Source organism: Woeseia sp. D3-10 (genome assembly GCF_055809415.1).
On sequence record NZ_JBVVTW010000007.1, the window covers coordinates 529,031 to 547,624 of the forward strand.

General features: G+C 57.9%; 19 protein-coding genes and 1 tRNA gene. 6 read left to right on the top strand and 14 right to left on the bottom strand.

Going from position 1 to position 18,594, the window contains the following annotated elements; all coding sequences use genetic code 11:
• Positions 1–4: 4 nt before the first annotated feature.
• The 3 genes from AC0L8N_RS03140 to AC0L8N_RS03150 are packed head-to-tail and all read right to left on the bottom strand — an operon-like array spanning position 5 to position 2,273.
• Entirely contained in the window at positions 5–382 is a 378-nt protein-coding gene (locus AC0L8N_RS03140) for a hypothetical protein (RefSeq protein ID WP_473666119.1), read from the bottom strand.
• Entirely contained in the window at positions 382–1,554 is a 1,173-nt protein-coding gene (locus AC0L8N_RS03145; RefSeq protein WP_473666120.1) for a cysteine desulfurase family protein, read from the bottom strand. The genes AC0L8N_RS03140 and AC0L8N_RS03145 overlap by 1 nt, the downstream gene beginning before the upstream one ends.
• Positions 1,551–2,273: an RNA methyltransferase gene (locus AC0L8N_RS03150; protein WP_473666121.1), complete on the bottom strand. Its 723-nt coding sequence runs from the start codon at positions 2,271–2,273 to the stop codon at positions 1,551–1,553. Before AC0L8N_RS03150 ends, AC0L8N_RS03145 begins: the two co-directional genes overlap by 4 nt.
• A 137-nt stretch (positions 2,274–2,410) precedes the next feature.
• On the opposite strand from AC0L8N_RS03150, the gene AC0L8N_RS03155 reads away from it, so the two are divergent.
• Positions 2,411–3,214: an inositol monophosphatase family protein gene (locus AC0L8N_RS03155; protein ID WP_473666122.1), complete on the top strand. Its 804-nt coding sequence runs from the start codon at positions 2,411–2,413 to the stop codon at positions 3,212–3,214.
• 24 nt (positions 3,215–3,238) lie between these two features.
• Here the strand turns inward: AC0L8N_RS03155 and secF are convergent, their stop codons facing one another.
• The 8 genes from secF to AC0L8N_RS03195 form a co-directional block, all read right to left on the bottom strand.
• Positions 3,239–4,183: a protein translocase subunit SecF gene (gene secF, locus AC0L8N_RS03160; protein WP_473666123.1), complete on the bottom strand. Its 945-nt coding sequence runs from the start codon at positions 4,181–4,183 to the stop codon at positions 3,239–3,241.
• Positions 4,184–4,190: 7 nt separating this feature from the next.
• Entirely contained in the window at positions 4,191–6,002 is a 1,812-nt protein-coding gene (gene secD / locus AC0L8N_RS03165; RefSeq protein ID WP_473666124.1) for a protein translocase subunit SecD, read from the bottom strand.
• Positions 6,003–6,023: 21 nt separating this feature from the next.
• Complete coding sequence (gene yajC / locus AC0L8N_RS03170; RefSeq protein ID WP_473666125.1) at positions 6,024–6,347, bottom strand: preprotein translocase subunit YajC; 324 nt, start codon at positions 6,345–6,347, stop codon at positions 6,024–6,026.
• Positions 6,348–6,481: 134 nt separating this feature from the next.
• The gene (gene tgt, locus AC0L8N_RS03175) at positions 6,482–7,609 is read right to left on the bottom strand and encodes a tRNA guanosine(34) transglycosylase Tgt (RefSeq protein ID WP_473666126.1); all 1,128 of its coding nucleotides are present in this window, start codon (positions 7,607–7,609) and stop codon (positions 6,482–6,484) included.
• Positions 7,606–8,637, bottom strand: coding sequence for a tRNA preQ1(34) S-adenosylmethionine ribosyltransferase-isomerase QueA (queA, locus tag AC0L8N_RS03180; RefSeq protein ID WP_473670013.1), 1,032 nt, complete (start codon positions 8,635–8,637; stop codon positions 7,606–7,608). Before queA ends, tgt begins: the two co-directional genes overlap by 4 nt.
• A gap of 75 nt (positions 8,638–8,712) precedes the next feature.
• Entirely contained in the window at positions 8,713–9,726 is a 1,014-nt protein-coding gene (locus AC0L8N_RS03185) for a PDZ domain-containing protein (RefSeq protein WP_473666127.1), read from the bottom strand.
• 53 nt (positions 9,727–9,779) lie between these two features.
• The gene (locus AC0L8N_RS03190) at positions 9,780–10,367 is read right to left on the bottom strand and encodes a hypothetical protein (RefSeq protein WP_473666128.1); all 588 of its coding nucleotides are present in this window, start codon (positions 10,365–10,367) and stop codon (positions 9,780–9,782) included.
• 24 nt (positions 10,368–10,391) lie between these two features.
• Positions 10,392–10,997 (bottom strand): RNA polymerase sigma factor, encoded by a 606-nt coding sequence (locus AC0L8N_RS03195; protein ID WP_473666129.1) that lies wholly within the window; start codon positions 10,995–10,997, stop codon positions 10,392–10,394.
• A gap of 88 nt (positions 10,998–11,085) precedes the next feature.
• Here AC0L8N_RS03195 and AC0L8N_RS03200 point away from each other — a divergent pair.
• Positions 11,086–11,172, top strand: a tRNA-Leu gene (locus AC0L8N_RS03200).
• Between the two features lie 46 nt (positions 11,173–11,218).
• On the top strand, positions 11,219–11,752 hold the full coding sequence (locus tag AC0L8N_RS03205; RefSeq protein WP_473666130.1) for an NUDIX hydrolase: 534 nt from the start codon (positions 11,219–11,221) through the stop codon (positions 11,750–11,752).
• Between the two features lie 10 nt (positions 11,753–11,762).
• Here the strand turns inward: AC0L8N_RS03205 and AC0L8N_RS03210 are convergent, their stop codons facing one another.
• Together AC0L8N_RS03210 and xerD are read right to left on the bottom strand one after the other, a co-directional pair.
• Positions 11,763–12,494 (bottom strand): DsbC family protein, encoded by a 732-nt coding sequence (locus tag AC0L8N_RS03210; protein ID WP_473666131.1) that lies wholly within the window; start codon positions 12,492–12,494, stop codon positions 11,763–11,765.
• A 144-nt stretch (positions 12,495–12,638) separates the two neighbouring features.
• On the bottom strand, positions 12,639–13,571 hold the full coding sequence (xerD, locus tag AC0L8N_RS03215) for a site-specific tyrosine recombinase XerD (protein ID WP_473666132.1): 933 nt from the start codon (positions 13,569–13,571) through the stop codon (positions 12,639–12,641).
• A gap of 307 nt (positions 13,572–13,878) precedes the next feature.
• Between xerD and AC0L8N_RS03220 the strand changes: the two genes are divergently transcribed.
• From AC0L8N_RS03220 to AC0L8N_RS03230, 3 genes are all read left to right on the top strand, one after another.
• Positions 13,879–14,664, top strand: coding sequence for a lysophospholipid acyltransferase family protein (locus tag AC0L8N_RS03220; protein WP_473666133.1), 786 nt, complete (start codon positions 13,879–13,881; stop codon positions 14,662–14,664).
• A 128-nt stretch (positions 14,665–14,792) separates the two neighbouring features.
• Positions 14,793–15,971, top strand: coding sequence for an acetyl-CoA C-acyltransferase (locus AC0L8N_RS03225; protein ID WP_473666134.1), 1,179 nt, complete (start codon positions 14,793–14,795; stop codon positions 15,969–15,971).
• Between the two features lie 39 nt (positions 15,972–16,010).
• Positions 16,011–16,778, top strand: coding sequence for an SDR family NAD(P)-dependent oxidoreductase (locus tag AC0L8N_RS03230; RefSeq protein ID WP_473666135.1), 768 nt, complete (start codon positions 16,011–16,013; stop codon positions 16,776–16,778).
• 41 nt (positions 16,779–16,819) lie between these two features.
• Here AC0L8N_RS03230 and AC0L8N_RS03235 read toward each other — a convergent pair whose 3' ends face one another.
• Positions 16,820–18,481 carry an electron transfer flavoprotein-ubiquinone oxidoreductase gene (locus AC0L8N_RS03235; protein WP_473666136.1) on the bottom strand — a complete coding sequence of 554 codons (1,662 nt, stop codon included), beginning with the start codon at positions 18,479–18,481 and terminating at the stop codon, positions 16,820–16,822.
• Positions 18,482–18,594 lie beyond the last annotated feature (113 nt).

The window sequence follows — 18,594 nt, forward strand, 5'->3', positions numbered from 1 at the left end:
TCTGTCAGTTTGCCTGTTCCGGCGGGCTCAGGAGCTTGTCCCGTAGCGCCGCAATTGCGTCTTCAAGTAGCAGAATTCGCCCGGTCTTTTCAAGCGGAATCCCCAACCGGGCAATTGCCTGGCTGGCCGAGTATTGTCGCAGATCATCGACCGTTCGGCCTTCGAATTCCTCACAAAACGCCTCAGTCGCCGCCAACAGGTGCGGGCAGGCGAAGGCCCGGAAGCGCAATACGCTCAGCTGACCACCACTTACTTCTGCACTGAGTTCGATATGCATGCCACCGCGGGAAAATTCAATGCGCGGGCCAGAAACAACGCCTGCATGGGCCAGGTGGCCGAATAGTGCCCGCACTGGCGCGCTGTAGTCGTTCGCGTCTGCCATCACAGCCGGCACCTCGCTGGGAGCAAGGCTCGCAGACGTTCGACCGCCTGCCGATAGGTCGTGCAGGCAAAATCAATGTCTGATTGTCGGGTTTCACGCCCGAAACTGAAGCGAACTGCGCTTTCGGCGAATTCGACCGATCGGCCAAGAGCGCGCAGCACGTAAGACGGTTCCGTACTTTGCGAGTTGCACGCCGAGCCACTGGCGACACACAACGGCTCGAGCAGCAGCCGCAAACTCTCGCCCTCCACGCCATCGGCGCTGATGTTCAGTATCCCCGGGTAATGACTGTGCGTATTGCCGTTCAGGTGCAGCCCCGACACGCTCTGCAGTTCAGACTGCATCCGTTCGTAGAGCGTTTGCACGTGACGCAAATCATCGTCCTGACGTTCCGCCGCCAGTTCAGCGGCAACCCCGCAGCCGACAATGAGCTGAATAGGCAAAGTTCCTGGTCGCAAGCGCCGTTGCTGACCGCCGCCGAACAGCAACGGCTGGACTCCACAACCACTGCGCGGCGCGACGTACAGCGCACCAATACCCGGCGGCCCGTGAAATTTGTGTGCCGTCATCGACAGTAAATCGATTGGCAGTTCCTTAAGGTCCAGCGGCAGCTTGCCAACCGATTGCGCCGCATCGCAATGAAACAGCACGTCGCGCTCGCGGCACAGCCGGCCAATTGCAGCAATATCCTGAACGACGCCGGTCTCATTGTTGACGTGCATCACCGAAACCAATTGCGTGTCTTCGCGGAACGCATTGGCAAGCTCAGCGAGATCCAGCATTCCGTCGGGACCGGGGGTCAGCCAGGTTACGTCAAACGCGTCTTTCTCCAGCGCCCGAAATGCATCGACTACGGCCTTGTGCTCCGTCCGCACAGTGATGAGATGCCGACCCCGGTGAGCGCGAAAGCGAGCGCCGCCAATGATTGCCAGGTTGTCCGACTCCGTAGCACCCGAGGTCCAGATAAGATCGCGCGGAGCAATATTCAGGAGACCGGCGACCGCCGCCCGGGCCTCGCGCTCACGAGTGGCCGCAGCCCTGCCGGCTATATGCAGCGACGACGGATTGGCAAACGCCAGTGGGTCGCGAAGGCAGTCACTCATGGCCGTTACAACCTCAGGCGCCACCGGCGTGGTCGCCGCGTGATCGAGGTAAACAGGCTCACCAATCACGATTTCCGGCCCGTCCTGCGCGGATCCAAAGACGCAAAAATACCTCGCAAGATATTGATTTCGTTACGGTCTGGTTCAGCACGTATGAACAGCCGTCGCAGCCGCCGCATCAGGTGGCGCGGATTGGCAGGGTCCATAAAACCGCTGTCGGTCAGTACCTGCTGCAGATGGCTGTAGAAATGCTCGAGGTCCTCACCGGAGGCGAGCGGCGCCTCAGGTTCATAGACGGGCGGCGGTCCATCCAACGTTGCCATGCGCAGCTCGTAAGTGAGAATTTGCACGGCCATCGCCAGGTTTAGCGAACTGAAGCCGGGGTCGGTTGGGATCGTCAACAACGCGTGGCAACGGTCGAGGTCTTCGTTGGTCAATCCGGATTTTTCCGGGCCAAAAACAGCAGCCACCTTCGCCGTCTGCCCTTCTTTCAACAGCCGCGCCGCACACTCGCGGGGCGTGAAGCTCGGCCAGTTAATCGTGCGCGAACGCGCGCTGGCCCCTGCAACGTAGACGCAATCGACCAGCGCATCGTCAAGATTTTCAACAACCCGCACTGACTCCAGAATGTCGTTCGCCCCGGACGCACGTGCGGTCGCGTCTTCGTGCGGGAAATGCCGTGGACGGACCAGCATGAGGTCCGACAAACCCATATTCTTCATGGCCCTGGCGCAAGCCCCAATGTTCCCCGGATGCGTTGTTCCAACCAAGATTATGCGCACGTCCATTGCTGATGCCTCTTCAAGTCCCTGACCGCAGGACAATTCCTGATATGGCCCGAGGCCGGTGTCTGTTATTCTATCGCGCCTCTGCCGGCGACTCGCCGGCAATGCAACGCTCTTTTTTAATCTGACGGAATCTTACGATGCACGCATTGCTTAATGTCGCCATTATGGCGGCACGTCGCGGCGGCGATACCCTGATACGCAGCCTCAACAAGCTCGACAAAATAAAGGTCGAACAAAAAGGCCGCAACGATTTCGTCAGTGAAGCCGATCGCACCGCTGAGCGGGCCGTGATCGAAACTATCCAAAAACACTACCCTGATCACGCCATACTCGCCGAAGAAAGCGGCCAACATGGCGAGTCCGAGTACGTGTGGGTTATCGATCCGCTCGACGGAACGACGAACTTCCTGCACGGCTTTCCTGTGTTTTGTGTCTCAATCGCGGTCCTGCACAACGGTCGCCCCGAGCATGCCGCGGTGTACGACCCCTTGCGCCAGGAGCTGTTCACCGCCTCTCGAGGCGCCGGCGCGCAACTAGACGGTCGGCGTATCCGGGTCAGCAAGCAAAGCAACATGGAGCGCGCATTGCTCGGCACCGGCTTTCCGTACCGCGATTCCAACCTGGCGGTTGAGCCATACCTGAAGATGCTACAAAAATCGCTGGAAACTACCTCAGGGGTCAGGCGCGCCGGCTCTGCCGCTCTCGACCTGTGTTACGTCGCCGCCGGGCGCCTGGACGGCTTCTGGGAAACTGGATTGAAGTCCTGGGACATCGCCGCCGGGGCTTTGCTCATTCGCGAAGCAGGCGGCATCATTTCCGGCCTCGATGGCAGCGAAGACTTTCTGGATACGGGCCATGTCCTGGCGGCCACACCGAAAATCTACAGCGGTATGGCGCGCCTGTTCAGCAACGACATCAAAGTGATGTTCGCCGCTGACTGACCCAATTCACCAATCGACGTGCGCCTAAGGCAAATCGTCGATCAGTTCGCCGCCGTCGTCCTGCGGTGGCATCAGATCCACCGCCGTTACGTTCAGCATCAACGCTGTAGCGCTTGCCATGTAAATTGACGAGTAGGTGCCGACAACGATACCGACGATCAGAGCCAGCGAGAACGGGCCTACCGATTCGCCGCCAAGAAAGAACAGCGCTGCCAGAACGACCAGGGTCGTGAGCCCGGTAATTACCGTTCGCGCCAGAGTTTCGTTGACCGAGATATTCATCACATCTTCAGACTCCGTGCCTCGCAGCCGGAAGAAGTTTTCCCGAATCCGATCAAAGACCACGACCGTGTCGTTCAGCGAATAGCCGACAACCGCCAGCACGGCCGCTACAACGGTGAGATCAAATGGCCAATGGAAAAACGAAAAGAAACCCAGAGTCACTATTATATCGTGGGCCAGCGCCGCGACGGCGCCGGCGGCGAACTTCCACTGAAAGCGGAACATGATGTACGCAAAAATCATCAACAAAGTGAAGATCATCGCGAGACCGCCCTGCTCCGTCAGCTCCTGACCAACCTGCGGCCCGACAAAATCAACTCGGCGCAAGTCGACATTGGGTTCATCGCTGGACAGCACGCTGCGCAAGGTTTCACGAATCTCGTTCGGGTTTTCGTTTTCCTGCGGTGGCAGACGAATCATCACATCCGTTGTTGCGCCGAACGTCTGCACCTGCGCCTCATCAAAACCGGAGTCCGTAATCAATGAGCGTATGCGATCGAGATCCGCGTCTTGCGGATAGCCGACCTCCAGCAAAACACCACCGGTAAAGTCGATGCCGAAATCCAGTCCGCGGGTCGCAAGGGACACGAGTGAAGCAAGAACGAGCAACACGGAGAACCCAACCGCAACTTTCCGCCGAGTTTCACTCAGGAAATCGATCTTCGTGTTTTCTTTTATAAGTCTCATGAGAATCCTAGACCGGCAGGCTGGTCAGTTTGCGACCGCCGAATACCAAATTGACAATCGCGCGCGTGCCAATGATCGCTGTGAACATCGAGGTAATGATGCCGAGCGACAACGTAATAGCAAAGCCTTTGATTGGCCCGGTACCAAGAGCAAACAGAACGATGGCCGCGATCAACGTGGTGACGTTGGCGTCCGCAATAGACGACAGCGCTTTTTCATAGCCGGCGTTAATTGCATTCTGCGGCGCCGAACCTGCCGATAACTCTTCACGTATTCGTTCGAAAATGAGCACGTTTGCGTCGACCGCCATACCCACTGTCAACACGATACCCGCGATGCCGGGCAACGTTAACGAAGCTTGCAGCAAGGACAGCAGGGAAACGATAAATACGAGGTTTGCCAGCAATGCAACGTTGGCGATCAGGCCAAAGCCGCGGTAGTAAATCGCCATGAAGATGACCACGGCAAGAAAACCAATTTTCACGGCGTTGAAACCGCGCTCGATGTTGTCGCGTCCAAGGCTTGGGCCAATGGTCCGCTCTTCTACTTTGTAAACCGGCGCTGCCAGCGCTCCGGCACGCAACAACAACGACAGGTCCCGCGCTTCACCCGGGGTCAGGCCGGTAATCTGGAAACGATCCTTGAAGATGCCTTGAATGGTCGCCGTGTTAATGATTTCTTCACTGCGTTCGGTACGGTAGACCGTCTCGCCATCACGTTCTTCCGCAATGCGTCGCGATTCGATGAATACCGTGGACATCGGCTTCTTCAGGTTCGCCTGCGTTGTCGCCAGCATTTTTTCGCCACCGGATGCATCGAGACCAATGAACACTGCCGGACTGCCTTCGCTGAAGCCCGCTTCGGCGTCGATAATCTGATCACCGGAAGCAATCACTTCACGTTTCAGAACCTGCGATGACTCGCCCGTGCGCCCGGCGTAACGGCGTGAGCCCGGGCTGTCGCCTGACGTATCGACCAGTCGGAATTCCAGCGTCGCAGTTGCCGTCAATATGTCATCAAGGCGGTTCGGATCCTGTACACCAGGAAGCTGCACAACAATGCGGTCGACACCCTGTCGCTGCACGAGGGGTTCCGATACTCCGAGTTGATTGACGCGGTTTCGCAGCGTCGTGATGTTCTGCTCGATGGCAAAGTCCTGACGCTCGCGAACCTGCTGATCGCTCATGCGCACGCGGAATGTGCGCGCGTCCGAGCCGTCCATCACCAGCAATTCCGGATCGGACTCACGAATCAAATCGCGGGCCCGCTCTGCATCGTCTTCATCCGTCAAACGAACAGTAATGGTCTCACCGCTCAGGTCCACGCGGTTACGCATCTCAGCATCGCGCAACAGGTCGCTCAATGATTCCCGATAGGACTCAAGTCGCGTGGTCAATGCCGCTTCCATGTCGACTTCCAACAGGAAGTGGACACCACCGCGCAGATCAAGACCGAGACTCATCGGCTGCAAACCGAACTCGCGCAGCCACGCCGGCAGTTTCGGCGCCAATGTCAGAGCAACACTGGCTTCGCGTTGCAGCCGTTCGCCAAGTATGACACTGGCTTTCTGCTGTTCTTCAACAGAGTGAAAACGCAGTACGGCGCGGCCGTCTTCTACGTACGACGCCTCCGGACCCAACTGATCGGATTCGAGGATCCGTACAATTTCGGGCAGACGCGATTCGTTGTAGCCACTGCCATCATTATTGGCAAGCTGCACCGCAGGCGCACTGCCGTAGAGGTTCGGCAGAGCCAATACGGACCCCAGCATCAGGATGCCGAGCAGCAGTAGGTTGAGCCAGACTGGGTATCGATTCATTACTTGCTCACTGGCTGGCAATTACGCCGCATCGATCGTGCCCTTCGGCACAATCGCTGACACCGTCGATTTTTGAACCTTGATTTCCACGTCATCCGCAATTTTCAACGTCGCGTAGTGGTCACTAACGCCGGTTACGAGGCCAAGTATGCCGCCAGCCGTCATTACTTCGTCGCCAGTCTTCAGCGCACCGATGAGCGCTGCGTGCGCTTTCTGGCGTTTTTGCTGTGGTCGGATAAGGAGAAAATAGAATGCGCCGAAAATAATCAACATCGGCAGCAGGAAACTAAACGCATCGCCTTGTTGCGCACCTTGCGCGTAGGCATTTGATATAAAAAATTCCATGATAATTCAGTACCTTCAGAGAACCTTCAGGCGGTCCGGGGTCAAAATTGCGCGCCATTATGGCATACGACGCGAGATGTTGGGCCGAAGCTCGCAGATTCAAGCTATAGCTGGCTTGCAGCCAGCCTGCGCGCTCAACCCGGTGACTTCTGGTAAATCGATTTCAAGCGGGCGACGACGGCCGGGAGCTCACCAGCGGCAATCGCCGCTCGCAGGTCGGTCATCAGCCGCTGGTAGTAGTGCAGATTGTGGATCGTGCAAAGGCGCGGACCGAGCATTTCTCCGCACTTTTCCAGGTGGCGCAGGTACGCGCGACTGTAGTTTTGACAGGTATAGCAATCGCAGGCCGGGTCCAGTGGGCCAGTGTCGCTCGTATGCCGCGCATTGCGGATGCGAATAACGCCTTCCGACGTGAACAGGTGGCCATTGCGCGCATGGCGAGTCGGCATCACGCAATCGAACATGTCCACGCCGCGACTGACTGCCTCGGCAATATCGAGCGGCGTGCCAACGCCCATCAGGTAGCGAGGCCGGTCATCCGGCAATGTCGGACAAAGCGCGTCCATGACGGCAAGCCGTTCCTCCTCCGGCTCGCCCACCGCCAGTCCGCCGATTGCGTAGCCATCAAAGCCGATTTCTTGCAGGCCGTGCAGCGACTCCTGCCGCAAATCGTCATAAATCCCACCTTGCACGATGCCAAACAACGCCTCACCACGCTCCGGGTTCACCTCGCGTAGCTCGTCGAATCTCTGGCGACTGCGTCTTGCCCAGTCCAGCGACAGGCGCATAGAGGTTGCCGCCTCGCGCTCAGTCGCCGGATAGGGTGTGCACTCGTCGAAAATCATGGTCACGTCGGCATTCAGGGCATGCTGAACGTCCATGGAACGTTCCGGAGTCAGGAACACTTCGTCGCCATTGACCGGCGAGCGGAAACTGACGCCTTCAGCCGATAATTTGCGCATGGCCGCCAATGAAAAAACCTGAAAGCCTCCTGAGTCCGTCAGGATAGGTCGATCCCAATGGATAAATTCGTGCAGGCCGCCGTGCGCACGGACGATGTCTGCGCCTGGTCGCAACATAAGGTGAAAGGTATTGCCGAGCAAAATATCAGCGCCGCTTTCGCGGACTTCTTCCGGCGTCACGCTTTTGACGCTGCCGTAAGTGCCGACCGGCATGAAAGCCGGCGTGCGTACAGCGCCGCGGCGAAATTCCAGCACGCCGGTGCGTGCATCCCCACAACGCGCATCAATCCGCAACTTCACTGGTCTTCTCCCCGCCCGGCTAGCAGCATGGCGTCACCGTAGCTGAAGAAGCGATAACGCTGTTCGATCGCGTGTTGGTACGCATTGAGTACTCGACGGGTGCCCGCGAATGCCGCCACCAGCATCAGCAACGACGACTGTGGCAAGTGGAAATTCGTCAGCATGGCATCGACAACCTGCCACCGGTAACCGGGGCGAATAAAAAGGTCCGTCTCGCCTGAACACGGTTGCAACTGCCCATCACGCGCCGCGAACTCCAGTGCACGGACTGACGTTGTACCGACTGCGATTACCCGGCCTTGCCGCGCACGGGCTTCCTGTACCGCACGCACCACCGGTTCACTAAGCTCTACGCGCTCGCTGTGCAGGCGGTTTTCTGCCACCTGTTCCGCTCGCAGATTCTGAAAAGTACCCGCGCCGACGTGCAAAGTAACGTAGGTTTGCTGCACACCTTTGGCAGCTGTTTCAGCGAGCATGGCCTGATCGAAATGCAATCCAGCCGTCGGTGCTGCAACCGCACCGGGCTCACGTGCATAGACGGTCTGGTAGCGTTCGGTATCGCTCGCCTCCGCGCTGCGTTCGAGGTAAGGCGGCAGCGGCATTTCGCCGAACGCATCAAGGTACGGTGCCACCGGTCGATCGAATCGCAACTGGAAAAGCGCGCCTTCCCGGCCAAGCACATCAGCCCGAGCATTGTCAGCGAACTCCAGTCGGCCACCGGCTTTCGGCGCCTTGCTGGCTCGAACGTGTGCCAAAACGTCTATTTCAGTCAGTTGGCGCTCAACCAGTATCTCAACACGGCCACCGCTGTCCTTATTGCCCACAAGGCGAGCTTTGATGACCCGTGTGTCATTGAACACCAGCAAGTCGTTCTCGCGCAGCAGCGTCGGCAACTCCGCGAACCGGCGATCAGCCAGGCTGTTCGACTGAGGGTCTACGAGCAACAAACGACTGGCGCGCCGCTCGGCCTCGGGGTACCGGGCGATCAGCGCGTCAGGTAGTTCGTAATGGAAGTCGGCCAGCTGCATGGGCGCGCATGTTAGCAGAGGCACACCGGCTGTATGAACGTATCTTCCGCGGCACCGCAGTTCAGGCCTGCCAGCTTATTTCCGTTCTTCCGGGTCCAATAAAACGTTGGCCCATGACCCCGGTTTGGCATTCCCGCTTTGCCGGTTGTCCGGAATATCCACGGTCAGGGTCTGTTTGCGTTTGTCCCGCATGATTTCAATGTTCAGCGTCTCGCCGGGCTGGTAGGAATCCAGTATGCGTACTACGTGTCCTATTGAGGTCGGCTCGCGACCGTCAATTGCGCGAATCACGTCGCCATCGCGCAGTTGCAGCGCCTTGTCACTTGGCGCACGAATCACCAGCAAGCCTTTGTCCGCGCCGAAATAACGCCCTAGATCAGCGCTCAACGGGACAACTTCCATGTCGCTCCAGCCACCGTCGCCGCGCCAGAACGCGAATTCCCGCAAATCAATGGCCGATGGTGGCCGCGGAGCTGCCGGAGCACGCGGAGCATTGCCGGCTGCTGGCATTTGAAAGGCAAACATCTGTTCGGTTGGTGGCTGAGGCTTGACCTCAACGTTGGCGAGTTTGTCGCCGCGCTTGTACTGAACATCCAGAACATCCCCCTCTTCGATTCCCTTCATGAAGTCGAGGAGCTTCTCGTTCGCCCGCTCATTGTTGGATGCCTGGAGAGATTCACCGTTGATAGAGGTAATAACGTCGCCTGCACGAATGCCTGCTGCAAACGCGGCGCCACCCGGAGATACCGCGCGTACCGCAACGCCGTCAACCGGGCCATCTTTTCCCGCCGAATCAATCGAAATCCCCAGCACAGGACGATTGCCGAAACTGAATTCCCAGGCATGAGCACCGAACGGAGGAAGCTGACGGGTACTGAGTTCGGCAATGTGACGCGCTGCTTCTTCAAGTCGCGCTTCTGCCGCTCGCATTTCTGCTTCCAGACTGCGCGCCTCCTTTACCGATTCTGCTTCACGTTGTTCGACCTCAGTTCTGCGTTCTCGCTCTTGCTCTGCAGTTGTTTGTGCGATGGCCGCGCTGTGCAGCGCCGTCGCCAGTACCAGCAACGCAAATGCATGTGTGTATTTCATGTGTCGCTCCTGATTCGCCGGCCCCAAAGCCCGCGATAAAAATCAGTGGTTTGTTAAATAGAACTGCGGCGCGCCTGCGCAAACCGCAACTGCAATAATGAATCCATCAAACGGACCCGCTCCCGCCAATAGGTTTCTATCTGCGCCGGACTGTGGCTTGCATCGGGCTCGCTCAGCACCTGATCGATCGCAGCGATCCGCTCTTCCAGCTCGCCGATCGTGGCGGCGGTGCCCACACGCATGATGCTCGGCTTATTCGGCAGTGCGCGCAGGTTTTGTTCCAGAATCTGGGAGCGCACCATGAGCGCATCCAGTACCGCCTCAGTGTTGTTCTCGACATAGGCCGGTTCGGTCGGAAACGGTCCGGATTCCGTGTCGACCGGTTGCCAGAGCGGCAAACGCAAGGCCGCCAGCAACACGGCTGCCGCCAAACCGGCACCCAAAAACCAGGACGTCCGCTGTGGCTTTCGTGCTGGCTGCAACAAACCTTCCGCCTCTGCCTGTTCCGCCAGACGCTGCCAAACTTCCCGTGGCGGGGGCGTATCCGCCAACTGATGCAAGCCACGCAGCAGCAAATCGCGTTCCGCCACGCCCAGTCCGCTGTTCACGGCGTCCTCCTGACCATCAGTGTTTCCATTCATGTCGCTGTCCTCACCCGCTGGCACTCAACAGAGTTCCGGCATCGTTGAATTCATCACGCCAGTCGTTTCGGCGACGCCCAGTTCGAGCATTGGCCGCAATCGCTGGTAGGCACGCGAGAGCTGGGATTTCGAAAAACTTTCCGTTTTACCCATCAACCCGGCAATTTCCTTGTGCGTAAAGCCCTCTACGTCATGCAGCCAGACCACCGCACGGCCTACGTCAGGCAGACTGGCCATGGCTGCATCGAGATCCATAGCCTGCTCCGGACTATCCGCCTGAGCGCGTCTGGCGTCCGGCGCCTGCAAATATTCTTCCCAGTCATCATCCAGGCTCTGACCGCGGCGCTGCCACGCAGACCGCAAAAACATCAGTGCTTTGCTGACTGCGACACGTCGGACCCAGCTGCCAAGCGGCGCATCACCGCGAAACGAGCCGATACTGCGCATGATTTCTATGAACGTGTCCTGAGTAAGGTCTTCTGCATGCGCCGGCACCCGAGTGAACCGCAGGCAAATCGAATACACCGGCGCGGAAAACGCGCGGTAGATGATCTCGTGAGCGCGCACGTCGCCCTGCGCGGCTCGCTTCACAATAGCGGCATCGATATCTATGTCGGTAAATCGGCTCATGTCTGACAGTCTAGATGCCCGAATGCAAAAGAAGGTCGCACAACGGTAGCGATCATTGAAACTCGCCCTTATACTTGGCGCCACCGCTGCCGGGGTGGCGGAACTGGTAGACGCGCCGGATTCAAAATCCGGTTCTGGAAACAGAGTGGGGGTTCGATTCCCCCCCCCGGCACCAACACACCTAAAGCTCGGTCCCAGCCAGGCGTATTGCGACGGATGCCATGAAGTACTGCTCGAGCTGTGGCGAACTCGTCACGCGAAAAACGCCTGATGGCGACAACCGGCAACGTTGGGTTTGCGAGTCCTGCAACACTGTTCATTACCAGAACCCGCGAATCGTGGTGGGTTGCGTTCCCGCAGTGGATGGCAAAATTCTATTGTGTCGACGGGCCATTGAGCCTCGCCGTGGCTATTGGACGGTGCCTGCCGGCTTCATGGAACTTGGCGAAACAGTCGCTGAGGGCGCTGCCCGGGAAACTCTGGAAGAAGCTTGTGCAGAAGTCCGGATTGGCCACCTGTTCGCCTCCGTGGATGTAGTCGAAGCAGGCCAGGTCCACCTGTTTTTCACCGCCGAGCTCATCGGCGGCTACGGTGTTGGTGAGGAAAGCCTCGAAGTTGCGCTGTTCAGTGAAGCGGAAATCCCCTGGGACGACATCGCCTTTCGCAGTGGAACCTTCGCGCTCGAAAAATATTTTGCTGACGGCGGAACGAATAATGGCGTGCATATGCACGCCATTACACGACACCGCGAGTAGCCGCTACAACTTAGCGATCAGCCGCATCCAGCCGCAGTGCGAGTTGTTCAGGCGGCAAGTAACCACTCACCAACGTGCCATCTTCAAAGACAATCGCGGGTGTACCGCGCAGGCCAACGTCCTGACCAATAGCGTAGTGATTGCTGACAATGCTGGCATCACAGCTGTGCGTCTCAAATTTCTGGTCCGCCTTCGCGGCCGTCAACGCGGTATTGCGGTTGTCCGCACACCAGACCTGCTCGGCCTTGGTCCATGCCGGTGACGCCGGCCCGTTACGCGGATAAAGGAAATAGCGAATCTCTATGCCTTTCGCCATGTAATCACTAATCTGGCTGTGCAGGCGTCTGCAGTAAGTGCAATCCACGTCGGTAAATACCGATACGCGGTGAGTTACCTTCTCCGGCGAAAAGATGATGGTATTGGCATCCGGCACGGCAGACATCATGTCCCGGCGAGCGTTGTCGCGTTCGTTCTCGGTCAGGTTTACCTGCTCGTCGAGATCGATCATATCGCCCTGCATCAGGTATCGGCCATCAGCCGAAATATAGGCCACGATGGCCCCTTTTCTGATCGTGTACCAGCCATCGATCGGGCCAGGAAATACATGTTCCGGCTGAATTTCAGCGAACAGGCCAGACACCTTTTCCCGGACAGCGGCCGCTTCGTCGCCCGTTTCGTCCGCGTGTACGGTCGCTGCCTGTAGCGCGAAAGCCAGGGTCAACTGCAGTAATAATAGTTTCATTCGATAGATCCAGAATCGGGTGCCAGCAGGCACGGGGGCGGAGTTGCTTTGCGTTTCGACACCGGCATCAGCCGGCGGTTCAATCTGCAAAGTGTATCAAAGAGCGCCGTCCAAGTAGCTAGTCGGGCAATCCTGCCTTCTGGTTCAACCGCGAGGGTGGTGGCGGCCGTGCAGATCTTTGAGTCGTTCCCGAGCTACGTGTGTGTAGATCTGGGTCGTGGACAGATCGCTATGACCGAGCAAGAGCTGCACAACGCGCAAATCCGCACCTCGGTTTAGCAGGTGGGTCGCAAAGGCGTGCCGCAAGCTGTGCGGTGACAACTTCTTTTCGACGCCAGCCTTCGTTGCGTAACGCTTGATGATGTGCCAAAACGCCTGCCGCGTCATACGATCGCCGCGACGGGTGGGAAACAGGTAGTCCGTCTGGCGTTCGAGCAAAATTTCCATGCGCGGGCCGTCAATGAAATCTCGCATCCAGCGCTGCGCTTCGTCGCCAAGCGGAATCAATCGCTCACGATCACCCTTACCGACTATTCTGATTACGCCCTGATTGAAATTCACTTCGGACTGTTTGAGGTTGATCAGTTCCGATACCCGCAAGCCCGTTGCGTAAAGCAGTTCGAGCATCGCCCGATCGCGGTGGCCCAACGGCTCGTCCGTGTTCGGCGCGTGCAACAAAGCATCAACTTCGTCTTCGGTCAGCGACTTCGGCAGAGATCGTCCAATACGCGGCATTTCTATATCCGCCGTTGGATCGGAGTCACGCATGCCCTCACGCATGATGTAGCGAAAGAAACGTCGAAAACTGGATAGCTGCCGAGCCGTCGAACGTGGCTTCGCGCCACTTTCGACACGCTGAGCGATGAACTCAAGCAAGTCGGCCTTCTGTGCTTCTTCGATTGAAATGTTGCGTTCCGAGAGCCTGCGCTCAAGCGTCATCAGGTCTGCCCGGTAAGCACCCAGCGTGTTCGACGACAGGCCGCGTTCCATCCAGATCGCATCCAGAAACCGATCAACCAGTTTCTCCGAGCGATCGTGGGTATCACCTGTGTTCTTGTCTTGCTGAGTACTGACCATGTTTACCATCGATTCCGGGAAGCAGCCGTATGTGCGGTAATTGCCCTTACATTCCTGACATCGCGGCTGTTAGCATAACTCGCGATCCACGAGGGATTCGGATCACTGCAGCTGGCCGGTAGTCGAATGTCGCCATCACCAAGCAACGGAAATTTCAAGCATTTGAGTATGGTGACGCTCCACTGAACACGGAGTGATGGCTGTCACAGATTGGTGACCGCGTTAACATAAGGTGACCTACGTCACATATGCTAGTGGGCAATAACGACCAGCACGCAACGGAATACTCAGACGCACCCCACCCTCCGTGAACATCAACGACAAAGCAACAGAAGCATTGGCCAGCTCAGAAACCTCCACATTACTCGGATCATTGATCACCCCGGTTTACGGTGTGTACGCGTGGTTCGTTTTCATCGTTTGCGCACTTGCAGCGTTGCTGTGTGCATGCTGCCTGCCCGATTTGCAGCGCCGCCGCCGCTGGGTAACGCGCTTTGCACGGCTGCCGTTTCGTCTTGCGTTTATCCCTACCGAAATCAACGGACTCGAAAGGTTACCCGAATCGCATAGCGTCGTTGTAGCCAACCACGCGAGCTATCTAGATGGGGTAATTCTGCAGGCCTTTTTGCCACCTCGCTTCTCCTACGTAATCAAAGGAGAAGTGCGTAAGGTTCCGGTTGTGCACTTCCTGTTACGACGCATAGGGGCCCATTTCGTCGATCGCTACACTGCCGGCGCGAGCGCACGCGATGCGCGCAGCTTGTTGCGCGCTGCCGGTAGCGGACAATCTCTCGCATTTTTCCCGGAAGGAACATTTTCGGCTAGACCGGGTCTCGCCGCGTTTCGTTCGGGGGCCTTTGCGGCCGCGATACGCGCGGAGGTACCGATAGTGCCCGTGGTTATTCAGGGCGCGCGGCAGATATTGCCGGCCGAACGATTGCTGCCAAGGCGGGCCGCACTTACGATCAATGTACTGGCAGCGCTGGAGCCGGAGTCGTACAGCAGCAGTAAGGCGCTCGCCGAAGCGGCGCGGCAACGGATTCTTAGCGTTCTCGACGAGCCTGACCTGCTGGTGGAAACACCGGCCGCATGATCAGCGTTCCCACCGGTTGCCCTACTTACTCTTATGTATTGCGTCCGGACAATCGTTGCGGGAAAGTACCGCCGCAACAACGACTGTGCGGCGCCAAGTAGCCGCTAACCCATTTGAGACTGGATAACATGAAACAGGAATCCATCGTAATCGTTGCCGCTCGTCGCACGCCGATCGGCACCTTCCAGGGTTCGATCAGCCCCGTCAAAGCCACCGATCTGTCCGCCGTCGCCAGCCGCGCAGCACTGGCCGACTGTGGTGTGGATATGGCTTCAATCGACGAAGTGTTGATGGGCTGCGTACTGCCAGCCGGACTCGGACAGGCGCCAGCACGGCAAGCAGCGCTTGCCGCAGGTCTACCGCTCGGCGTGCCGTGCACAACCGTCAACAAGGTCTGCGGTTCCGGCATGAAGGCCGTGATGATGGGGGCTGACCTGATCCGTGCTGATAGCGCCCGCGTCGTTCTTGCTGGCGGCATGGAATCCATGAGCAATGCACCGTACTTAATGCCCAAGGCACGTAGCGGCTATCGCATGGGCCATCAGGAAGTGCTTGATCATATGTTCTACGACGGACTGCAGAGCCCTTTCGATGGTCAGATGATGGGCCATTTTGCCGAACAGGCTGCCAAGAAATACGGGTTCAGCCGCGAGCAGCAGGATGCATTCGCGGTGGAGTCGGTAACTCGTGCGGTGAATGCTGCAGAGGCCGGCGCGTTCGCGAACGAGATCGCCCCGGTCACGGTCAAGTCTCGCAAGAGCGAGACCATTATCAGTAGCGACGAAGGTCCCGGGTCAATCAACGTGGACAAGATTCCAACATTGCGGCCAGCCTTTGCCGCCGACGGCACTGTAACTGCAGCCAGTTCGTCCTCGATCTCTGATGGTGCCGCAAGCCTGATATTGATGCGCGACAGCGACGCTAAGAAAAACGGCTTCAAACCGCTGGCGCGAATTGTCGGGCATTCATCCTATGCACAGGAACCCGAGTGGTTTACGACTTCGCCGGTGTACGCCATTAAGGCACTGCACAAGCAGCTCGGCTGGTCGCCAGAAACCGTTGATTTGTACGAAATCAACGAAGCGTTCGCCTGCGTTACCATGGCCGCGATGCATGACGTCGGCATCCCGCATGACAAAGTCAACGTGCACGGCGGTGCGTGCGCATTGGGCCATCCTATCGGCGCATCCGGTGCAAGGCTCATCGTAACCTTGATACACGCATTGCAGCGACGCGGCGGTGGCCGCGGCATTGCCTCACTGTGTATCGGTGGTGGCGAAGCCGTAGCCATCGGCATAGAAGCCTGATCACCAATTGTTGAATACTGAATAGAACGGAGCGAGCACATGGAATTATCGTCAGCAAAGGCCATCGTTTCAGGTGGTGCTTCCGGGCTTGGACTGGCCACGGCAGAGAAAGTGATTGCGGCCGGTGGCCAGGTCGTACTCCTGGACATCAATGACAAGCTGGGCCCCGATAGTGCTGCTGCGCTGGGCGAACGCGCTCATTTCATTCGCACAGACGTTGCCGACGAAGCGTCCGTGAAGAGCGCAATGGCCAAAGCAGCAGAACACATGGATGGAATAACGCTGGCAGTGAACTGTGCGGGCATCCTTTTGCCAGCGAGAGTCCTTGGGCGCGATGGGCCGATGCCTGCAGAAAACTTTGCCCGCTCGGTTACGATCAATTTGGTCGGCTCGTTCATTCTTGCCAAGGAAGCGGCCAACATCATGCAGCACAACCAACCAACCGCGGATGGCGAGCGCGGATTGATCGTCAATACAGCGTCGGTTGCTGCGTTCGAAGGGCAAATCGGGCAGGCAGGCTATTCTGCTTCAAAAGGAGGCGTGGTTGGCATGATGCTGCCGCTCGCCCGCGAGTTCGCGCGCTTCGGTATCCGCGTCAACACGATCGCGCCGGGCATCTTCCTGACGCCGATGATGGCCGGATTGCCGGAAGAAGTGCAGAAGTCACTGGGCGCGCAGGTACCGTTTCCGCCGCGCATGGGCCGGCCTGACGAATACGCCGACCTCGTGGTAGCAATCTACGGCAACACCATGATCAATGGTGAGACGATTCGGCTGGACGGTGCCATCAGGATGCAGCCGAAATAAAATCAGGCGGCGCAATCGCGCCGCCCGATTCACGATTCACGCTACATGCCCGGGTAGTTAGGCCCGCCACCGCCTTCCGGCACCGTCCACACGATGTTCTGAGTAGGGTCTTTGATGTCGCAGGTTTTGCAATGCACGCAGTTCTGCGCATTGATCTGAAAACGCGGCTTGCCATCTTCTTCAACCACTTCATATACGCCGGCTGGGCAATAGCGTTGGGCCGGCTCATCGAAATGCGGCAGGTTGTAGTTGATTGGCACATCCGGGTCTTTGAGCAAGAGATGCGAAGGCTGATCCTCCTCATGATTCGTACTCGACAGAAATACCGATGAAAGCCGGTCGAAACTAATCACGCCATCCGGCTTTGGATACTCGATTTTTTGGGCGACGCTGGCTTCCTGCAATGACTCATGGTCAGGCTCCCGGTTATGCAGCGTAAACGGCAATCGGCCGCGGAAAACATTCTGGTCCAACCACACGAATGCCGCACCGAAAAACGTGCCGAATTTGTGCAGCGCCGGGGAAAAATTTCTTGCCCGATGCAATTCGTCGTATATCCACGAAGAACGGACCGCATTTTCGTAGTCCTGCAGATCTTCCTGTCCGTCGGCGTTACGTGCCAGCGACTGCCAGACACTTTCGGCAGCCAAAATTCCGCTCTTGATGGCAGTATGTGCACCTTTGATTTTTGCACCGTTCAACAAACCCGCGTCGCAGCCAGTAAGAACACCGCCAGGAAAACTGAGCTTCGGTAAGGATTGCAGGCCACCCTTATTTACCGCGCGAGCGCCATAAGCAACCCGTTTGCCACCTTCGAGGTATTGCCGAATGCGGGGGTGCTGTTTCCAACGCTGGAATTCGTGAAACGGGGACAAATGGGGATTGCGGTAATTCAGGGCGATGATCATGCCAAGGAATACTTTGTTGTCCGCTGCATGATAAAGAAATCCACCGCCTTCAGTGTGATTGTCCAGCGGCCAACCCAGTGTATGCACAACCTTCCCTTGCTCGTGCAACGCCGGGTCAATTTCCCAGATTTCTTTTAGTCCGATTCCGTAATGCTGCGGATCCGCATCGCGACGCAAATCGAATTTATCGACCAACTGTTCACCCAAATTGCCGCGGCAACCCTCGGCAAATACCGTGTATTTTCCCAGCAGTTCGTAACCTGCTTGCCAGCTGCCTTTGCGCTGACCGTCCTTGCCGATTCCCATGTCACTGGTGGCAACGCCGCGTACCCGGCCCGCATCGTCATAAAGGACTTCGGCGGCGGCAAAGCCCGGAAACACGTTGACGCCCAGTGCTTCGGCCTGTTCACCCAGCCACTGGCAAACGCGTCCGAGGCTAACGATGTAGTTACCGTGATTGCGCATCGGCGCCGGGACGAGAAACCCCGGTACCTTTTGACCGCCTGTGGAACTCGTCAGGTAGTGAATATCATCGCCGGTTACCGCTGCCGATACAGGTGCGCCGCGTTCTTCCCAGTCCGGAAACAGCTCCGATAATCCGCGTGGATCGAATACGTTCCCGGACAGGATGTGAGCGCCAATCTCCGAGCCCTTCTCGACGACAACGACATTGAGTTCTTCACCCTTCTCACCTGCGAGTTGCATTAGTTTGCAGGCAGTTGCCAGTCCAGCGGGCCCGCCGCCGACGATGACAACATCAAATTCCATGGCTTCGCGTTCGGCCGATTCCGTCATTCCGAAAGATCCCAGGCTGGCAAAGACGGCAATTCTAACAGAGCTCGAAAACCGGGTCTGTTGCTGGCAGCGCCCGGCGCTGCACGGTAACCTTGCGGCGGCCCGTAGGCCCC